Raw genomic sequence first — 18,162 nt, 5'->3', positions numbered from 1 at the left:
TTCTGTTAGTTCACGTCTGTCAGAAGCAACGCGATCAGACGCGCATCGGCATGACAACATACACTGCGCTCTGGTCATTGCCTTCACGCATCAGGGTCGGATCACCTGCCGAGTTGAACATGAATACCGCGTTCTCGCGGTCGACCTGAGATGCGATCTCGAGCAGATACTTGGCGTTAAAGCCGATCTCGAGGCGCTCATCCCCGTAGGCTACGGCCAGCTCTTCCTCAGCCGCACCGCTATCGGGTGCGTTGACGGACAAGACCAGCTTATCACCGTCCAGCTGCAACTTTACAGCGCGCGAACGCTCTGACGAAACCGTTGCGACCCGATCCACGGCTTGCGCGAATTCGGCAGCGTCCACCTCAAGCTTGCGCGTATTACCCTGAGGGATAACGCGTGTGTAGTCGGGGAAGGTTCCGTCGATCACCTTTGAGGTCAGCGTGATGTCGGGTGTCGCGAACCGTACTTTGGTTTCGCTGACCGAGACGGCGATATCCATCTCATCATCATCCAGCAGCTTGCGCAATTCACCTACGGTTTTGCGCGGCACGATTACGCCTGGCATGTCAGCAGCCCCGTCAGGCAGGTCTGCGTCGATACGGGCCAGTCGGTGCCCATCGGTTGCCACACAACGCAGAACTTTACCACCTTCGGAGCCATCAGCGACATGCATATAGACACCGTTCAGATAGTAGCGCGTCTCTTCGGTTGAGATGGCAAATTTCGATTTGTCGAACAACCGGCGCAGCAAGGCAGCCGAAGCGGTAAAGTTCGACTGGTACTCCGAGGACGCCATGACCGGGAAATCTTCTTTTGGCAGCGTTGCCAGCGAGAAGTTCGAACGCCCCGCTTCAACGGTCAGACGGCCTGCTGCACTATCAGCAGTCAATGTCACCAATGCGCCGTCGGGCAGTTTCCGCACGATCTCATGCAGGGTCGTCGCTGCGACGGTTGTAGCGCCCGCCTTTTCGACCTGCGCCGGCGCCTTGTCGACCACCTCGATATCCAGATCGGTGGCACGGAACAAAGCCTGATCACCTTCGGCTTCGATCAACACATTCGCCAGGATCGGAATTGTGTTTCGGCGTTCCACAACGGATTGGGCCTGCGAGACGGCCTTGAGAAGGGTGCCGCGTTCGATGCTGATCTTCATACCCTCAATTCCTCTGACTTGAGTGCCGTTATGGGCGGGACTGGCAAGTTAGCGGTTCAGCCCTGAGGCACAAGGATTTTTTATGGATTTCTGGGTCGGAATGACCAAACGGTCAAGAGGCGCGTGTTGCATTTGGCACAGTTCCTCGGCGACCGTGGACAATACCGCACAAGAAAACGCCCCGAACCCGCTTGTCCGAGGCGTTGTATTCCGAATTACCAGACGATCTCAGGCTTCTAGTGACCGGCGTAGCATCTCGACATCTTCGGCGATCTGACCGTCGGTCAGCTTCAGCTCTTCGATGCGCTTCACGCCGTGCATGACGGTGGTGTGGTCACGGCCACCAAAGCGGCGACCAATCTCCGGTAGCGAGCGGCTGGTTAATTGCTTGCACAGATACATCGCCACCTGACGCGGGCGGGCATAGGACCGCAGGCGCTTGGGGCCGATGATGTCGGACAGGCGGATGTTGTAATAGTCTGAAACTTTGCGCTGAATCTCTTCGACCGTGATCTTGCGCTCGGATGCGCGCAGCACATCGGCCAGGCAGTCCTGCGTCAGTTCCATGTCGATTTCGCGACCCACCAGCGAAGCGAATGCAAACAGACGGGTCAACGCGCCTTCCAAAACACGAACGTTGGTTGAAATGCGATGCGCGAGAAACTCGAGCACACCATCGGCGATGGTCAGATCCGGATAGGTGCTGCTGTATTGCTGTACTTTGTTCTGCAGGATGCCCAGACGCAGTTCGTAATCGGTTGGGTGCAGATCAACAACCAGACCACATTGCAGGCGTGACTTTACACGATCCTCAAGATCCTTGATTTCACCCGGGGCGCGGTCGGCAGAGATGATGATCTGTTTGTTCTGATCCACCAGCGCGTTAAACGTGTGGAAGAACTCTTCCTGAGTCGAATCTTTGCCTGCGATAAATTGCACGTCATCAACCATCAGCACGTCGACCGAGCGAAACAGATGTTTGAAATCCATCATCCGACGCTCGCGCAGGGCCTGCACAAAGCGATACATGAACTGTTCTGCCGAAAGGTACAGTACGTTGAGTTCGGGGCGTTTGGTTTTCAGCTCCCACGCGATGGCATGCATCAGGTGGGTTTTACCCAGACCGACACCACCATACAGGACCAGCGGATTGAATGTGACGGGACCACCCTCGGAGACGCGGCGCGCAGCGGCATGGGCCAGTTCATTGGGTTTGCCGACCACAAAGCTCTCAAATGTAAAACGGGCGTCAAGTGGCGCGGCCTGCAGGGATTCCAGCGCATCACTCGCAGTATCTGACGGATAAGATGCTTCGGGTTGCACCGGCGCGACGGTTTCGGAGACCGCTGCGAGGGCTGGCTCTGCCACTGGCGCAGCAACGGGGCGCGCAGGTGAATTGGCCGCTACACGAAAGGCAAGGCGCTGAACCGATTCACCCGAGGTGTTCAGCTCATACAGAATGAGGTCCGCAAAATTCTGACTGACATAGTTGCCCATAAAGTTGGTCGGCACCGAAAATACAGCCACACCATCCTGCAACTCCTGGAATTCCAGAGGTTCGATCCAGGTGGTGAAATTGTTCCGGCCGATGGCCTTCAGCAACTTGCTACGCAGTTGTCCCCATTTCTCTTGTGTCATTAAGCGCCTCACGCATCCCATTCTTTATTGGCCTGTCGGCCTTATTAATGTGTCCGGTCTCCCGGCTTCTGGCGTTCACTCGCACAAAGGTATCCTTGCGCCGAACCAAGGGATTCGGCGGATAATTTCTTCTTCGCCCGCACAACAGCAGTTTGGCCACGTCCCACAGCAGGCACGTCCCCAGAAACAGGGTTGCGCGTTACCTTTCAATTTTTAGACAGGGCTAAGATCGTCGGTAATCCCGAGATCCGTAGCAGATCGTCAAACCAGTTCGAGCCGGTTGCCGACATTCGTCAATGGATCGTCCTGATGCCCGTCAGTATGATCGCAATGACAGCCTGTCCCCCCAAGCGAGTGAATCGCTGAATCAGTGGTAACAAGAGGCAGCGGGTCGCGGCAACGAAACTCTGATATTGACTCGGGTCTTTGGCCGAAAGAATCTCTCAGATTTGTGAAGACGCGGCATTCAGGCAACAATGAAAAAGGCGCCGCAATCCGCGACGCCCCTTTGAACGATCTAAGTCAACAATAGTTGACGTAAGGTCAACCCAGCGCCTTCACGCGAGCCGACAGGCGCGACATTTTACGTGCCGCTGTGTTCTTGTGGAAAACACCTTTTGTGACGCCGCGCATCAGTTCAGGCTGAGCGACACGCAGAGCTGCGGTTGCTGCTTCCTTGTCACCGGATGCGATTGCTTCTTCTACCTTACGCAGGAAGGTACGGATGCGCGAACGACGTGCTTTGTTGATTGCGAAGCGCTTGTCGTTCTGACGAGCGCGCTTCTTAGCCTGGGGCGAATTTGCCATGTGTATCTCTGACCTTTGTTCGGTTCGATTGTCTCAGGGTTGCGCGCCACGGACATTTCCGTACCGGATCAGGGATCACGAGTGTGATTCTGGCCAAGCGGGCCGCACGCGCATGTATAGCGGCGCTGCATATCCAAGTTTGCTGCCTTTGCCAAGCCGAATCTTCAACGGTGCATGGCCGGTATGAAAAAGGCGGGCAAGGCCCGCCTCATCCGATAAGCTATTTCGGCGTTTACTTGTCCCGAAACTGCGCGGCCCGTTTTTCGAGAAACGCTGCCATGCCTTCCTTCTGGTCTTCGGTCGCGAACATCGAGTGGAAGACCCGGCGTTCGAACAACATGCCCTCGCTCAGCGGCAATTCATAGCTGCGATTCACAGCTTCTTTGGCCGCCATTGCGCTGAGCAGAGATTTCTCAGCGATCTTCTGTGCTGCACCCACAGCCTCTTCGATCAGCTTCTTGGATGGGACAACCCGACTGACAAGACCCGAACGCTCGGCCTCTTCCGCGTCCATGAAACGGCCTGTCAGGTTCATGTCCATCGACTTGGATTTACCAACAAAGCGAGTCAGGCGCTGGCTGCCACCCATTCCGGCAATAACACCAAGGTTGATCTCGGGCTGGCCAAACTTGGCAGTGTCCGCGGCAATGATGAAGTCACACATCATCGCGACCTCACAGCCACCGCCCAACGCATAGCCGGCAACAGCTGCGATGATCGGTTTGCGGATCGCGGCAATCCGATCATTTACATCGGCAAACAAGTTTTCAGTGTAAACTTCAACATAGCTCTTCTCGGACATTTCCTTGATGTCCGCGCCAGCGGCAAAGGCCTTGTCAGAACCGGTGATGACGATGCAACGCACCTTGTCATTCTGGTCTGCATCTTCCAGCGCATCGCAGAGCTCACTCAAAAGCTGAGTGTTCAGAGCATTCAGCGCATCCGGTCTGTTGAGCTTGATTAGGGCGACGTGGTCTTCAATTTCGACGATGATCGTCTCAAAAGCCATGAGGTCTAAGCTTTCGGTTGTTCCGTTCAGATACGATTCCTTATCACGCGAAAAACTTGGATCAAGCTATCTTTGGCATTGCGCACAATAGAATGATGAGCGACCGGACTGAGTGATTCTCTTTACTTTCGCGTCACAACCTTCTGTTCTGCACGGCTCATCTTCACGGCCATACACATCAAAACTGTGCTGAAAATATCCAAGTTCTCCATCGGCTTGACGGAAATCCCGCAAGGATGATCCCCCCGCCCTGATCGCCTCTTCCAGAACCTGGCGGATGATCGGAACCAATGCCGCTACACGTTGCTCGGAAATCTGCCCTGCTTTGCGACGTGGCGACACTCCGCCGCGATAAAGCGCTTCGCACACATAGATATTACCCAATCCTGCAACGATTCTCTGATCCAGCAGCGCCGACTTAACCGGAGTATTCTTCCCTCGAAACGCATCGATCAAATGCTGTTCGTGAAAATCATTCCCAAGAGGTTCAGGCCCCAGAACAGACAACAGCTTGTGTTCGTGGGCAGTATCTGTCGGCAGCAAATCCATCGCCCCAAACCGGCGGGGATCGTTGAAGGTGATCCGTGCACCATTGGCCATGTGAAACACGACGTGGTCATGCTTTTCCGGTGTAGGGTGATTGTGAACAAACTGGCCCAGCGGATCGCCGGATACCGTCATCCGCCCTGACATGCCCAAATGAATCAGCAAGGTTTCACCGCTGTCTAAATCGGCCAGAATATACTTCGACCGTCGACGCAAACGATCCACCCGTTGACCGGACAGCCGCTCTGCCATCTGATCAGGGAACGGCCAACGCAGGTCCGGACGGTTCACGTCGGCGCGTTCAATGACAACGCCTTCCATCGCGGGGCTTAGCCCGCGGCGGACCGTTTCGACTTCGGGAAGTTCCGGCATGCGCTCTCCTGATTTGCCGCAAGAGCATTTTCCAGCGCCTGCACCATTTCATCATGTCCGGTTACATATTTCAGAATCCGTGCCGTCTTCCCATCAGAAAAACGCAACACATAGGTCCCGTGATGCCTGAGGCTGATTTTGGTCAGCTTGGTCAAATCAAAGTAGCGCCGTTGAAACAGCCAACCCGTTGTGACCAATTCGGTCCCATCAATCGTCACCGTATTCACCAGATGAAAGACTAGGGTGTAGATGACCAACCCGACCAGCGACAGCTTGATCCACAGTATTGTTTCTGCCTCCAAACCCGGGAAAACCTTGTCATCGGGCATCAGCTCGGGTTGGAAAAAACTGATGTTGAGCACATTGAAAAACGCAATCGCGATCAGGACCAGCAAACCCGGTGTCGTTCGAAAGGTCAGCCGCGTCAGCGATTGCTGAGCAGGTCGTTCGCTGCCCGCGCGGGAGATTGCCTCGTCCACAGGGTCATTGGGGAAATGTCTGGCGACGGCATCCAGTTTGTCACCCACCCCTTCGGCACGATGCACGCGCCGGATCGTGCGAAACACCGCTCTGATCCGCCATCCCAAAAATATCAGCACCAGAAGAATGGACAACAAGACTGCCAGAACGTTTGCCAACGGGGAAAACTCCGTTTGTTCAAAATACCTGCCTGTCGTCTTATGCAGCGACTAAGGAAAATCTGTGGCGCGCCTGTCCGATCGTCCCCCCTGCTACCATTTCGCGCGATTGTCTTCCCCGCGCTGAGGCCTATAAGGATGAGCAACACAGGCAGAGGCGTCCATTCATGTCCGACACCAACGACAAGACCACCCATTTCGGGTTTGAAACCGTCCCCGAAGCCGACAAGGCCGGCCGCGTGCAGGGCGTTTTCAACTCGGTTGCCTCGAAATACGACGTGATGAACGATGTCATGTCGATGGGCATTCACCGGGTTTGGAAAGACGCGATGATGGACTGGCTTGCCCCCCGGCCCGGTCAGCATCTTCTGGATGTGGCCGGTGGGACAGGCGATATCTCATTCAGGTTCCTGAAACGTGCAGGTCACGGCCAAGCGACAGTGCTGGACCTGACGGAGCCGATGTTGGTCGAAGGCCGCCAGCGCGCCGAGGCTGACCAGATGTCGGACAGTCTGAGTTGGGTGGTCGGCGATGCCATGGCCCTGCCTTTCGACGACAACACTTTCGACGTTTACACTATCTCATTCGGCATCCGAAACGTGACCCGCCCGCAAGAGGCGCTAAACGAGGCGTTTCGTGTCCTCAAACCCGGTGGACGGCTGATGGTGTTGGAGTTCAGCCAGTTGCTGAATGACGGGCTGCAAAAGCTCTATGACCTCTACAGTTTCAACGTCATCCCCCGGATGGGAAAACTGATCGCCAATGACTACGACAGCTATCAGTATCTCGTGGAATCGATCCGCAAGTTCCCCGATCAGGAGACATTCCTGAGCATGGTTCGAACAGCAGGATTTGAGAATGCCAAGTATCGCAATCTCAGCATGGGCATCGCCGCGCTGCATTCCGGCTGGAAGATCTGATACATGCGCGGACCTCATAACATTATCCGCCTGATCCGGACAGGCGCCACTTTGGAGCGGACCGGTGCCATGAACGTGGTGCTGGACGCCTTCGAAGCACCACGTGCTTTGCGCATCGTGGCGCACACGCTGGGCAAACCGTTCCAGTGGTTGGGCTACAAGGGCGATCCGGACATGCCGCCCGCCACACGTGCGCTGACAGCGCTGGGTCCGGCATACATCAAATTTGGTCAGGTGCTGTCGACCCGCCCGGACGTGGTCGGTGATGAACTGGCCGAGCAGCTACGCGTTCTGCAGGATAAACTGCCCCCCTTCTCTCGCGCCGAGGCGATGGCCGAAGTGGAGAAAGAACTGGGCCAACCAGTCGACGAGTTATTCAACGAATTCAGCGAGCCCATTGCGGCGGCTTCGATCGCTCAGGTTCACAAGGCCAAACGGGCCAGCACTGGCGAAGAGGTCGCTGTCAAAGTTCTGCGCCCAGGGATCGAACGCGCCTTCCGCAAGGACGTGGACGCCTTCTATTTCGCAGCTCGCATCGTGCAGCTGTTTGCCCCGGGTGCGCGACGCCTGCGTCCGATGGATGTCATCGAACATTTTGATGGTGTGGTCCGTGGAGAGCTGGACCTGAGGCTCGAAAGCGCTGCAGCATCGGAATACCAAGCCAACACCAAAGATGATGAAGGCTTCTGGTTGCCACCGGTTGTGTGGTCATTGTCCGCGCGCCGCGTCATGACACTTAGCTGGGCAGACGGTATTCCGCTGGGCGACAATGACGCGCTGGATGCCGCCAATCATGATCGCCATTCGCTGGCGGAACGCGTCCTGCGCCTGTTCCTGATGCACGCGTTGCGGGATGGATATTTTCATGCCGACATGCATCAGGGCAACCTGAAGGTTGCCGCCAATGGTGACATCATTGCCTATGATTTTGGCATCATGGGCCATATCGATGAATATACGCGCCGGGTCTATGCCGAGATACTGTTCGGCTTCATCCGCCGCGATTACAAACGCGTGGCCGAGGTTCATTTCGAAGCCGGATATGTCCCTGCCAATCAGGATGTAGACGAGTTCGCCCGCGCACTGCGCGCGGTGGGTGAGCCCATCTTTGGCATGGACGCCACCCATATCTCGATGGGTCGGCTACTCAACTATCTATTCGAAGTCACCGAACGTTTCGGCATGGAAACACGGACTGAACTGATCCTTTTGCAGCGCACGATGGTAGTGGTTGAAGGCGTCGCACGTTCACTGGATCCGCACATCAATATCTGGGAAGTCGCGCGCCCCGTTGTCGAAGACTACATCAAAAAGTCGATCGGTCCGCGTGCGGCTCTGCGCGATTTTGGCAAGACCGCACTGGTTCTCGCACGTTTTGGACCGCGCCTGCCTGATCTGGTCGAAAACGCTTTGATTGCGCAGACTCACAAAGATGAGCCAAAGAGCTCAGGTGTTTTGCCTATGCTCCTGCCGGCGGCCATTGGTGCCATTGCAGGTGCGGCAGCCGTAATGCTGATGAGCTCTCTGGGCTAAACACACCCAAAGAGCCCAGAGTTTTCAAGATGGTTTTGGGGGCAATCTGCCCCCGTTTCGTATCAGAGACGCTCGATTGCGATTGCGATCCCCTGACCACCGCCAATGCACATGGTGATCAGACCTTTCGATCCCCCGGTACGCTCCAGTTCATACAGCGTCTTCAGGGTGATGATCGCACCGGTTGCCCCAACCGGATGACCCAGAGCGATCGCTCCACCATTCGGATTCACCTTGGCGGCGTCCAGCCCCAGTTCCTGATTGACGGCGAGTGCCTGAGACGCAAACGCTTCGTTGCTTTCGATCACATCGAAATCTTCAACCGACAGGCCGGTCTTTGCCATCAGGTTCTGCACTGCCGGTACAGGCCCGATCCCCATAACCTCGGGACGAACACCTGCATGTCCATATCCCAGAATGCGGGCCTTTGGCTTAAGGCCTGCTTTGTCGGCAGCATCTGCCGTGGCCAGAACCATCGCTGCCGCACCATCATTGATGCCCGATGCGTTGCCTGCAGTAACACGGCCATCTTTTTTGAACACTGGCCGCAATCCGGCGAGCGCCTCGGCGGTTGTGGCTTTGGGATGTTCGTCAACCTTGAAATCCACCATGTCACGCTTGACCTTCACCTGGACCGGAGTGATCTGGTCGTCGAAGTATCCCGCATCAATGGCCGAGGCAGCGCGGGTCTGACTGGACAGAGCAAACTCATCCATCTGTTCACGCGTGATCTGATGTTCGTCGGCAACGTTTTCAGCTGTCACCCCCATGTGCCCGGTTCCAAACGGGCAGTTCAGCGCACCCAGCATCATGTCCATCGAGGTTACATCGCCCATTTTTGCACCCCAGCGGGCCTGCGGCACGATATACGGACTGCGCGACATGCTTTCGGCCCCGCCTGCGACCGCGAACTCTGCATCCCCCAGCATCAGGGACTGGACCGCAGATACAACAGCCTGCGCACCGGACCCGCATAGACGGTTTACGTTCATTGCCGGTGTTTCATTCGGAATGCCCGCCTGCATCGCAGCGACACGCGAAAGATACATGTCGCGTGGTTCGGTACTGATCACATTGCCAAACACCACATGACCGATCTGACCACCTTCGACGCCCGAACGTTCCATCGCCGCTTCGGTGACAACCGTTGCCAGATCGATGGGCGCAGTCGAGGCAAGCGCCCCGCCGAATGTGCCGATAGCCGTGCGGGCTCCGTCCAGTATCACAATGTCGGTCATGTCTCTCTCCTCTTGGATTTGGGCGCAGTATGCATCTGCAGCATTGAGCTGTCCCACAGGACGTTCCGTCACTGTCGGAATTGACAACGGATCGTCAAGCGCGCATGAAATTCCGTCATGACGGAAGACTCAAACGATATCCTGACACGTCTGCCCGCCCGCCTGAAAGAGGCACGTCGGGCAAAAGGATTGTCACTGGAAGCTGTAGCCAATCTCAGCGGCGTATCCCGATCCATGGTCAGCCAGATCGAACGAGGTGAAAGCAGCCCGACAATTTCGACGCTATGGAACCTCACTCGTGCACTGCAGGTGGATTTTGCCGGATTGCTGGAAGAGGCCGACGGTACGGATCAGATCGAAGTTCTAAGAAACTCCGAAGTTCCCAGCATCGACAATATGGGGCAGGCCTGCCGTATCCGCATCCTGTCGCCACCCGAAGAAGCCGGCGGGCATGAAGTCTATGATATCTCCTTTGATCAGGATGGTGCATTGAACAGCCAGCCCCACACTCGGGGCGCACAGGAACAACTGACCGTGCTGGAAGGGTCCGTCCGGGTCACCTCCGGAACAGCCACTATGGATCTGAGGCAGGGTGACACTGCGCGTTACGCGGCTGATGTACTGCATTCGATTTCATCTCTTGATGGCCCCGCTCGGGTTTTCCTGATCGTAAAGAACGCCTGACACCGGCGAATATCCGCCTTCACGGAAATTTTTCCGCAATTTTGCCATTCCCCTATTTGGGAAATGCATCCGTTATGTTAGATACGCGACTCAGAACAAGGAGATCGCCATGGCAGATGCATTCCTGTCCCATATCACGGACACCCTCGCGCAGATCGAATCCGAAGGTCTGTACAAACGCGAGCGAATGATCACCTCGCCTCAGGGCGGTGAGATTACGGTGGGCGACAAACAGGTGATCAACCTGTGCGCCAACAATTATCTGGGTCTGGCCGATCACCCCGCGCTGATCGACGCTGCCAAGGGCGCGATGGAGCCCAAGGGGTTCGGCATGGCCTCGGTCCGGTTCATCTGCGGCACGCAGGACATACACCGTGAGCTTGAGCAGAAACTGGCAAAGTTCCTGAACAAGGACGATTCGATCCTTTTCGCTGCATGTTTCGACGCCAATGGCGGGTTGTTCGAGCCCCTGCTGGGGCCCGAAGACGCTATCATCTCGGACAGTCTGAACCACGCCTCGATCATTGACGGCGTGCGTCTTTGTAAAGCCAAACGCTATCGCTATCTGAACAACGACATGAACGACCTCGAAGCCTGGCTGAAACAGGCCCGCGAGGATAGTGCACGGCACATCATGATCGCCACCGACGGCGTATTTTCGATGGACGGCTATCTGGCCAACCTGCCGAAAATCCGGGAGCTGGCAGACAAATACGACGCTATCGTCATGGTCGATGATTGCCACGCTACTGGCTTTATGGGGCCGAACGGCGCCGGGACGCCGGATCATTTCGACGTCGACGTTGACATTCTGACGGGAACTCTGGGCAAGGCACTTGGGGGGGCAATCGGCGGTTACATCGCCGGGCCGCAGCCAGTGATTGATCTGCTACGGCAGCGGGCGCGGCCCTATCTGTTCTCAAACTCGCTGCCGCCGTCCATCGTCGCCGCCGGACTTGAGGCGATCCGTCTGGTCGAAGAGGGTGAGATGCTGCGCGCTCAGCTGTTCGGAAATGCGAAATACTGGCGTGCAGGTCTGGAGAAACTGGGGTTTGATCTGCTGCCCGGAGAACATCCAATCATTCCAGTCATGCTGGGTGAGGCCACTTTGGCACAAGAAATGGCGTCGCGACTGTTCGATGAGGGTGTCTATGTTTCGGGCTTTTTCTTCCCCGTCGTGCCGCGCGGGCAGGCCCGTATCAGGACGCAGATGAATGCGGCTCTGACAAAGGATGAACTGGACCGGGCACTTACAGCCTTTGGTAAAGTCGGCAAAGAGTTGGGGATTATCTCTTGATCCTGCCATCGGTCATAGACGTTATCGGAAACACACCGCTGGTGGAGCTTTCGCGAGTGACACGCTCGCTTGGGCTTGAGGGACGCATTCTGGCCAAGCTGGATTATCTGATGCCAGGTTTTTCCAAGAAAGACCGGGCTGCGCGATCTATCATCGAAATCGCCCGGGCTGATGGTTCACTCCTGCCCGAGCAAACCGTTGTTGAGCTGACCTCGGGCAATATGGGCACTGGCCTCGCGATTGTTTGCGGAATTCTCGGGCATCCGTTCGTCGCAGTCATGAGCGCAGGAAACTCGGTCGAACGCGCCCGCATGATGCGCGCACTAGGGGCCGAAGTCGTCATTGTTCCACAAGCGTCAGGCAGCAAACCTGGTGAAGTCTCAGGCGCGGATCTGGCGTTGGTCGATCAGGAAGCGACGCGCATCACCATTGAACGTGATGCATTCCGGGCAGACCAGTTTGGGCATGCGGGTAATCCTGCTGCCCACGAAACCGGAACCGGGCCTGAAATCTGGGATCAGTCAGGTGGCGAAATTACAGCGTTCTGCGATTTTGCCGGATCAGGTGGCACTTTGGCGGGTGCTGCAAGATTTCTGTCACCACTTGGTGTCCGGTGCTACGCGGTTGAGCCTCAAGGCGCACGTGCGCTGGCAGGGGAAGCGGTATCCACTCCAGATCATCCGATCCAGGGTGGTGGTTATGCGATGAATGATCTTGTTCATATGCGAGATGCACCCATTGCAGGCTACCTTTCCGTGACGGGTGAAGAAGCCCGCGAGAATGCCAGACTGCTGGCAAGCCACGAAGGGATATTTGCCGGGTATTCCGCCGGGGCAAATCTCGCAGCTGCAATCCAATTACTGCGAGGCCCCGAACGTGGTGGCTGCGTTGCGATTGTCATGTGCGACAGCGGCCTGAAATATCTTTCAACGGACTTATGGGAGTGATCTGATGCGTGCAAACACGATGAAAGCATTGGAAAAATCCAAACCGGAAGAAGGACTGTGGAAGGTGCAGGCTCCGGTCCCTGAGATCGGCCCGGAGGAGGTGCTGATCCGCATCAGGAAAACAGGGATTTGCGGGACCGATATCCACATCTGGAACTGGGATGACTGGGCCTCGCACACTGTACCGGTACCGCTGATCACCGGTCATGAGTTCGCAGGCGAAATCGTCGAGATCGGGCGCAATGTGACCGGGCTTGAAATTGGTCAGCGCTGCTCGGGCGAAGGGCACCTGATTGGTACCGACAGCCGTCAGAGCCGGGCGGGCAAGTTCCACCTCGACCCCGGCACGCGCGGGATAGGTGTGAACGAACAGGGCGCGTTTGCTGAGTACCTGAAGCTGCCCGCGTTCAATGTCGTACCTTTGCCCGATGATATCCCTGATGAAATCGGCGCCATTCTCGACCCATTGGGAAATGCAGTGCACACGGCGCTGAGTTTTGATCTGCTGGGGGAAGATGTGCTGATCACTGGCGCAGGGCCGATCGGCATCATGGCGGCGGCCGTTGCCCGCCATGCCGGGGCACGGCATGTAGTGATCACCGATATCAACCCGGATCGTTTGAAACTGGCCGAGCATGTCGTGCCAACACTGCGCGCGGTCGATGTCAGCAAAGAAGATCTGCAGGACGTCATTGACGAGCTTGAGATGAAAGAAGGGTTTGATGTCGGTCTGGAAATGTCAGGCTCTCAGGCCGCGCTTGATCAGATGGTCGAGGCCCTGGTGATGGGTGGAAAAATTGCGCTTTTGGGCATTCCGCCTGGCAAATCGCCGGTTGATTGGAGTCGCATCGTCTTTAAGGCAATCACCATCAAAGGCGTTTATGGCCGTGAAATGTTTGAAACCTGGTATAAGATGATTGCGATGCTGCAGAATGGCCTGGATGTCAGCCGTGTCATTACCCACGAGTTTCCTGTCGATGATTTCGCCAAGGGTTTTGCTGCCATGAAATCAGGCCAATCCGGCAAGGTGGTTCTGGACTGGGACTAACACACTGGAAAGTTGCAAAACTAGCCCCTAAACAGGTGCAAAAATCACCGAAGGGAGGGGCAATATGGGTGAAAAAAACAAAGACGACCGCCTGTTGGAACGGGGGATCGAAGACTCTCTGGTCACCAATTTTGCGGACACTCATCGCAAAAGCTATGGCGATTTCCTGCAACTCAAGACCCTGCTGAATCTGCAGAAGACCTTTCAGGAACCAGCGCAGCCGGATGAGATGTTGTTCATCATCATCCATCAGGTCAGCGAGCTGTGGCTGAAACTGATGCACCACCAGTTGGTCGAGGTGCGCCGTTTCCTGCAGCAGGACGAATTTGGGCCGGCTATGAAGAATCTGGACCGGATCAAAGCCATTCAGCGGCAGTTGATTACAGCTTGGGAAACTCTGCTGACCATGACGCCAGCCGACTACATGACGTTCCGGCAGGCCCTGGGCAGCTCATCCGGGTTTCAAAGCTATGGCTACCGTCAGATCGAGTTCATTCTGGGCAATAAGGATCCATCTACGCTGAAAGTGCATGAACATGACACTGAGGTCATGGAAATGCTGAACGCTGCGCTGACCAAACCTTCACTCTATGATGAGGTCTTGCATATGCTGGCCCGGCAGGGTTTCGATGTGCCACAGGATTTGATCGAACGTGATTACGCGCAACCCTATTCAGGTGACCCGCGTATTGTTAAAATCTGGGTCGAGGTGTTCCGGAATACGGACAAGTATTGGGACCTTTATGCGCTGGCCGAAAAGCTGATGGACGTCGAGTCGCTGTTCCAGCGCTGGCGCTTTGATCATGCCACCGCGGTAGAGCGTGTGATCGGCATGCAACCCGGCACAGGGGGGTCCAGCGGTGTTGCGTTCTTGCGCAAAGCCTTGGAGTTGCGGTTCTTTCACGATCTCTACGACATGCGGACAGAACTGATGTATAGCGAGCAAAGCTGATGTTGTATCGCGGATTTAGTCAAACCGAACTCAATCAGGAGTATTCTCCCAGCTCGATGGTTAGCGGTGACATCACACCGTATCTTGCCAGCTACAAAGCGCTGAGTGCGCAGGCACGGGACGATCTGACAGTTCAGGAAAACCTCAGATATGGCGACAGTCCGGAACACGTTCTGGACTTCTTCCCCTCGCAAAAGCCCGGGGCACCCCTGCACGTATTCATTCACGGCGGGTATTGGCAGGCGCTCAGTCAGCGCGAATCGGCGATGATGGCCCCTGCCCTGATTGAAAGTGGACACGCCTTTGCCACGTTGAACTATACGATTGCTCCAAAGGCACGTCTGGGACAGATGATCGATGAATGCCGCCAGGCTTTGCTATGGCTAGCTGGTCGGGCAAAGGAACTGGGTTTTGATCCGTCAAGGATCACCTTGTCCGGACACAGCGCCGGGGGGCATCTGGCATCAATGGTGATGGCCAGTTCTTCTGATGTTCTGGCCCGATCAGGGTTACGCGTCCGCGATGTGATCCTGATCAGCGGAGTGTTCGATCTTGAACCGATCTCTCTGACACCCGTGAACGACCCTCTGCAGCTGAGCCCGGTGGAGGTTCACGACCTCTCACCCAATCTGCATCTGCCAACGCCGGGGCCACGCTATCGAGTGACCGTTGCCGAGAGGGACACGCCTGAATTCATCCGCCAAAGTCGGGATTATGCCGAACTGCTGCGTCGGGCCGGTCACTCGGTCAGCTTTGATCTGCAAATGGGGATGCATCATTTCGATATCATCCTGCATCCTGGAACGTTTTTGACGGCCCATACCGATTGAGCCTTGAAGACTTGAACAAAAAACAGCGGCCCGATTGGACCGCTGTTTTCAAATACTTAGATTTTACCGGAATCAGTCCAGCGTACGAGTAACCTCTTCGCGCTCGAAGATTTCGATCACGTCGCCCGCACGGATATCGTCGTAGTTTTCGAACGCCATACCGCATTCCTGACCCGACTGAACTTCGGCCACTTCGTCCTTGAAGCGCTTGAGCGTCTTCAGCGTACCCTCGTGGATCACCACGTTGTCGCGCAGCAGGCGAACACCTGCGGAGCGGCGGGCAACGCCTTCGGTGACCAGACAGCCGGCAACCTTGCCAACGCCGGTGACCTTGAAGACTTCGCGGATCTCGGCGTACCCGATGAACTTCTCGCGGATCTCGGCGCTCAGCAGGCCAGATGCGGCGGCTTTCACGTCATCCACAAGGTCATAGATCACCGAGTAATAGCGGATCTCGACACCCTTCTGGTTCGCTGTGTTCCGCGCCGATGCGTTGGCACGAACGTTGAAGCCAAAGATCGGTGCGCCCGAGGCTTCGGCCAGACCGACATCCGTTTCAGTGATCGCGCCGACACCCGAGTGCAGAACGCGTACGCGGACTTCTTCGTTGCCGATCTTCTCCATCGCCTGAACGATGGCTTCGGCAGAACCTTGCACGTCCGCTTTCATCAGAATTGGCAGCTCGGTGACGTTTTCGTCTTCCTTGGCCTTCTGCATCAGCTGCTCAAGGGTTGTCGCAGCACCAGCGGCAGCGCGTTTGTCCTTGGCGGCTTGCTCACGATAGGCAGCGATTTCACGAGCCTGCGCTTCGGTCTCGGTCACGTTCAGAACGTCGCCCGCTTCGGGCGTACCGTTCAGACCCAGAACCTCAACCGGAACCGACGGGCCAGCTTCTTTAACGCGGTCACCCTTGTCGTTGATCAGCGCACGAACCTTACCGTACTGCTCACCCACAACGAAGATATCGCCCTGACGCAGCGTGCCATTCTGAACCAGAACGGTGGCCACAGGGCCGCGACCTACATCCAGCTGCGCCTCGATCACGGCACCTTGGGCGGCGCGATCCGGGTTGGCTTTCAGCTCCAGAATCTCGGCTTGCAGCGCGATGGCTTCGAGCAGTTCGTCCAGACCCTGACCGGTGATGGCGGACACTTCGACGTCCTGAACCTCACCCGACATTTTCTCGACAATCACTTCGTGCTGCAGCAGATCGGTGCGCACTTTGTCCGGGTTGGCGTCCGGTTTGTCCACCTTGTTGATCGCCACGATCATCGGCACTCCGGCCGCTTTGGCGTGATTGATCGCCTCAATGGTCTGCGGCATCACCGCATCGTCGGCTGCAACCACCAGAACGACGATATCCGTTACCTGAGCACCGCGTGAGCGCATCGAAGTAAAGGCCGCGTGGCCCGGCGTATCCAGGAAGGTCAGCGTTGTACCACCATCGGTTTTCACCTGATAGGCACCGATATGCTGGGTGATGCCACCAGCCTCGCCCGCAACAACCCGTGCATCACGGATCGCGTCCAGCAGCGAGGTTTTACCGTGGTCAACGTGACCCATGATGGTGATGACCGGCGGACGCGGCTGAAGATCGCCTTCGTCGTCTTCTACCTCTTTGATGACATCTTCCACGTCCGAATCAGAGACACGGGTCACCTTGTGGCCAAATTCTTCGATGATCAGCTCGGCAGTGTCGGCGTCGATGGTCTGGTTTTGCGTAACCATCATACCCATCTGCATCAGCGATTTGACCACGTCGGCCACACGCTCGGCCATACGGTTTGCCAGCTCGGACACCATGATCGCCTCGGGCAGCTGAACGTCGCGGATCACCTTTTCCCGCTCGACCGTACCGCCCATGGCTTTTTGACGCGCGCGCTCTTGCTTACGCTTCATCGCGGCCATCGAACGCTGGCGGTTGCCTTCGCCACCGGTGGCCTGACCCAGAGTCAGCTTGCCCGAACGGCGATTGTCGTCACGCCCTTTGCCACGACCACGCTGTTCGCGTTCGCGCTCCTGCTTGCGCGGTGCGGCTGCTGGCGCTGGTTTACTTGCCGGGCTGCGCGCCGCTTTGGGCTCTTCCGGTGCAGGCGCTGCGGCAGCACGTTTGGCAGCTTCTTCTGCCTCTTTGCGCTTGCGCTCTTCCTCTTCGGCCTTGGCGCGGGCACGTTCTTCAGCTTCTCGCTGCTCACGTTCCTTGGCCTCTTGCTCGGCACGACGGCGGGCGCGCTCTTCTTCGCGCGCCTTTTCGGCTGCCTCACGGGCTGCGGCCTCTTCGGCTTCACGAGCCTTGGCGGCCTGCAATGCCTTCATCCGGCGCGCCATTTCGGCGTCGGAGATACCTGCAGGACGACGCGAAGGATCACCCGATGGCGCAGCACCACCGCCCGGTTTGGTCGCACCCGGCTTGGGGACCACCACGCGCTTGCGTTTGGTTTCCACCACGACATTCTTGGTGCGTCCGTGGCTGAAACTCTGTTTCACATTTCCGGGGCGTGCCCCGCCACGAAGACCCAATGTCTTTTTGCCGTCATTATCGCTCAT

The 18,162-nt window shown here is 56.7% G+C and carries 16 protein-coding genes; 8 read left to right on the top strand and 8 right to left on the bottom strand.

The annotated features are described in order from the left end of the window. Positions 1-34 precede the first annotated feature (34 nt). The 6 genes from dnaN to GOX61_RS20440 all read right to left on the bottom strand — a co-directional run bounded on the left by dnaN (position 35) and on the right by GOX61_RS20440 (position 6,166). Positions 35-1,156 (bottom strand): DNA polymerase III subunit beta, encoded by a 1,122-nt coding sequence (gene dnaN / locus GOX61_RS20465; protein WP_155146635.1) that lies wholly within the window; start codon positions 1,154-1,156, stop codon positions 35-37. 228 nt (positions 1,157-1,384) lie between these two features. Continuing rightward, on the bottom strand, positions 1,385-2,794 hold the full coding sequence (dnaA, locus tag GOX61_RS20460; protein WP_155146637.1) for a chromosomal replication initiator protein DnaA: 1,410 nt from the start codon (positions 2,792-2,794) through the stop codon (positions 1,385-1,387). Between the two features lie 543 nt (positions 2,795-3,337). Next, the gene (rpsT, locus tag GOX61_RS20455) at positions 3,338-3,601 is read right to left on the bottom strand and encodes a 30S ribosomal protein S20 (protein ID WP_155146639.1); all 264 of its coding nucleotides are present in this window, start codon (positions 3,599-3,601) and stop codon (positions 3,338-3,340) included. A gap of 232 nt (positions 3,602-3,833) precedes the next feature. Next, entirely contained in the window at positions 3,834-4,610 is a 777-nt protein-coding gene (locus tag GOX61_RS20450) for an enoyl-CoA hydratase (RefSeq protein WP_155146641.1), read from the bottom strand. Positions 4,611-4,676: 66 nt separating this feature from the next. After that, positions 4,677-5,528 carry a bifunctional DNA-formamidopyrimidine glycosylase/DNA-(apurinic or apyrimidinic site) lyase gene (gene mutM / locus GOX61_RS20445; protein WP_170336698.1) on the bottom strand — a complete coding sequence of 284 codons (852 nt, stop codon included), beginning with the start codon at positions 5,526-5,528 and terminating at the stop codon, positions 4,677-4,679. After that, entirely contained in the window at positions 5,486-6,166 is a 681-nt protein-coding gene (locus GOX61_RS20440; protein ID WP_155146644.1) for a hypothetical protein, read from the bottom strand. Before GOX61_RS20440 ends, mutM begins: the two co-directional genes overlap by 43 nt. Positions 6,167-6,333: 167 nt before the next feature. On the opposite strand from GOX61_RS20440, the gene ubiE reads away from it, so the two are divergent. Together ubiE and ubiB are read left to right on the top strand one after the other, a co-directional pair. Next, the gene (gene ubiE, locus GOX61_RS20435) at positions 6,334-7,086 is read left to right on the top strand and encodes a bifunctional demethylmenaquinone methyltransferase/2-methoxy-6-polyprenyl-1,4-benzoquinol methylase UbiE (protein WP_170336696.1); all 753 of its coding nucleotides are present in this window, start codon (positions 6,334-6,336) and stop codon (positions 7,084-7,086) included. Positions 7,087-7,089: 3 nt separating this feature from the next. Beyond that, the gene (gene ubiB / locus GOX61_RS20430) at positions 7,090-8,619 is read left to right on the top strand and encodes a 2-polyprenylphenol 6-hydroxylase (RefSeq protein WP_155146648.1); all 1,530 of its coding nucleotides are present in this window, start codon (positions 7,090-7,092) and stop codon (positions 8,617-8,619) included. Positions 8,620-8,681: 62 nt separating this feature from the next. On the opposite strand, the gene GOX61_RS20425 is transcribed toward ubiB, so the two are convergent. Next, positions 8,682-9,857 (bottom strand): acetyl-CoA C-acyltransferase family protein, encoded by a 1,176-nt coding sequence (locus GOX61_RS20425; RefSeq protein ID WP_155146650.1) that lies wholly within the window; start codon positions 9,855-9,857, stop codon positions 8,682-8,684. Between the two features lie 117 nt (positions 9,858-9,974). Between GOX61_RS20425 and GOX61_RS20420 the strand changes: the two genes are divergently transcribed. The 6 genes from GOX61_RS20420 (at position 9,975) to GOX61_RS20395 (ending at position 15,615) form a co-directional block, all read left to right on the top strand. After that, complete coding sequence (locus GOX61_RS20420; RefSeq protein WP_170336694.1) at positions 9,975-10,541, top strand: helix-turn-helix domain-containing protein; 567 nt, start codon at positions 9,975-9,977, stop codon at positions 10,539-10,541. 109 nt (positions 10,542-10,650) lie between these two features. Then, positions 10,651-11,838 (top strand): glycine C-acetyltransferase, encoded by a 1,188-nt coding sequence (locus tag GOX61_RS20415; RefSeq protein ID WP_170336692.1) that lies wholly within the window; start codon positions 10,651-10,653, stop codon positions 11,836-11,838. Next, a complete protein-coding gene (locus GOX61_RS20410) occupies positions 11,835-12,785 on the top strand; it encodes a PLP-dependent cysteine synthase family protein (protein WP_170336691.1) in 951 nt (316 codons plus the stop codon). Before GOX61_RS20415 ends, GOX61_RS20410 begins: the two co-directional genes overlap by 4 nt. 19 nt (positions 12,786-12,804) lie before the next feature. Continuing rightward, positions 12,805-13,833 (top strand): L-threonine 3-dehydrogenase, encoded by a 1,029-nt coding sequence (gene tdh / locus GOX61_RS20405; RefSeq protein WP_170336759.1) that lies wholly within the window; start codon positions 12,805-12,807, stop codon positions 13,831-13,833. 64 nt (positions 13,834-13,897) lie between these two features. Further along, the gene (locus GOX61_RS20400; protein ID WP_170336689.1) at positions 13,898-14,785 is read left to right on the top strand and encodes a tryptophan 2,3-dioxygenase; all 888 of its coding nucleotides are present in this window, start codon (positions 13,898-13,900) and stop codon (positions 14,783-14,785) included. Next, on the top strand, positions 14,785-15,615 hold the full coding sequence (locus GOX61_RS20395; protein WP_170336687.1) for an alpha/beta hydrolase: 831 nt from the start codon (positions 14,785-14,787) through the stop codon (positions 15,613-15,615). The genes GOX61_RS20400 and GOX61_RS20395 overlap by 1 nt, the downstream gene beginning before the upstream one ends. 72 nt (positions 15,616-15,687) lie before the next feature. Here the strand turns inward: GOX61_RS20395 and infB are convergent, their stop codons facing one another. Next, positions 15,688-18,162 carry a translation initiation factor IF-2 gene (infB, locus tag GOX61_RS20390; protein WP_155146662.1) on the bottom strand — a complete coding sequence of 825 codons (2,475 nt, stop codon included), beginning with the start codon at positions 18,160-18,162 and terminating at the stop codon, positions 15,688-15,690.

This window comes from Ruegeria arenilitoris, from assembly GCF_013030265.1.
Lineage (GTDB): Bacteria > Pseudomonadota > Alphaproteobacteria > Rhodobacterales > Rhodobacteraceae > Ruegeria > Ruegeria arenilitoris_E.
The sequence above is the reverse complement of the archived record's forward strand: the minus strand, read 5'-3'. Positions and strand labels throughout refer to the sequence as shown.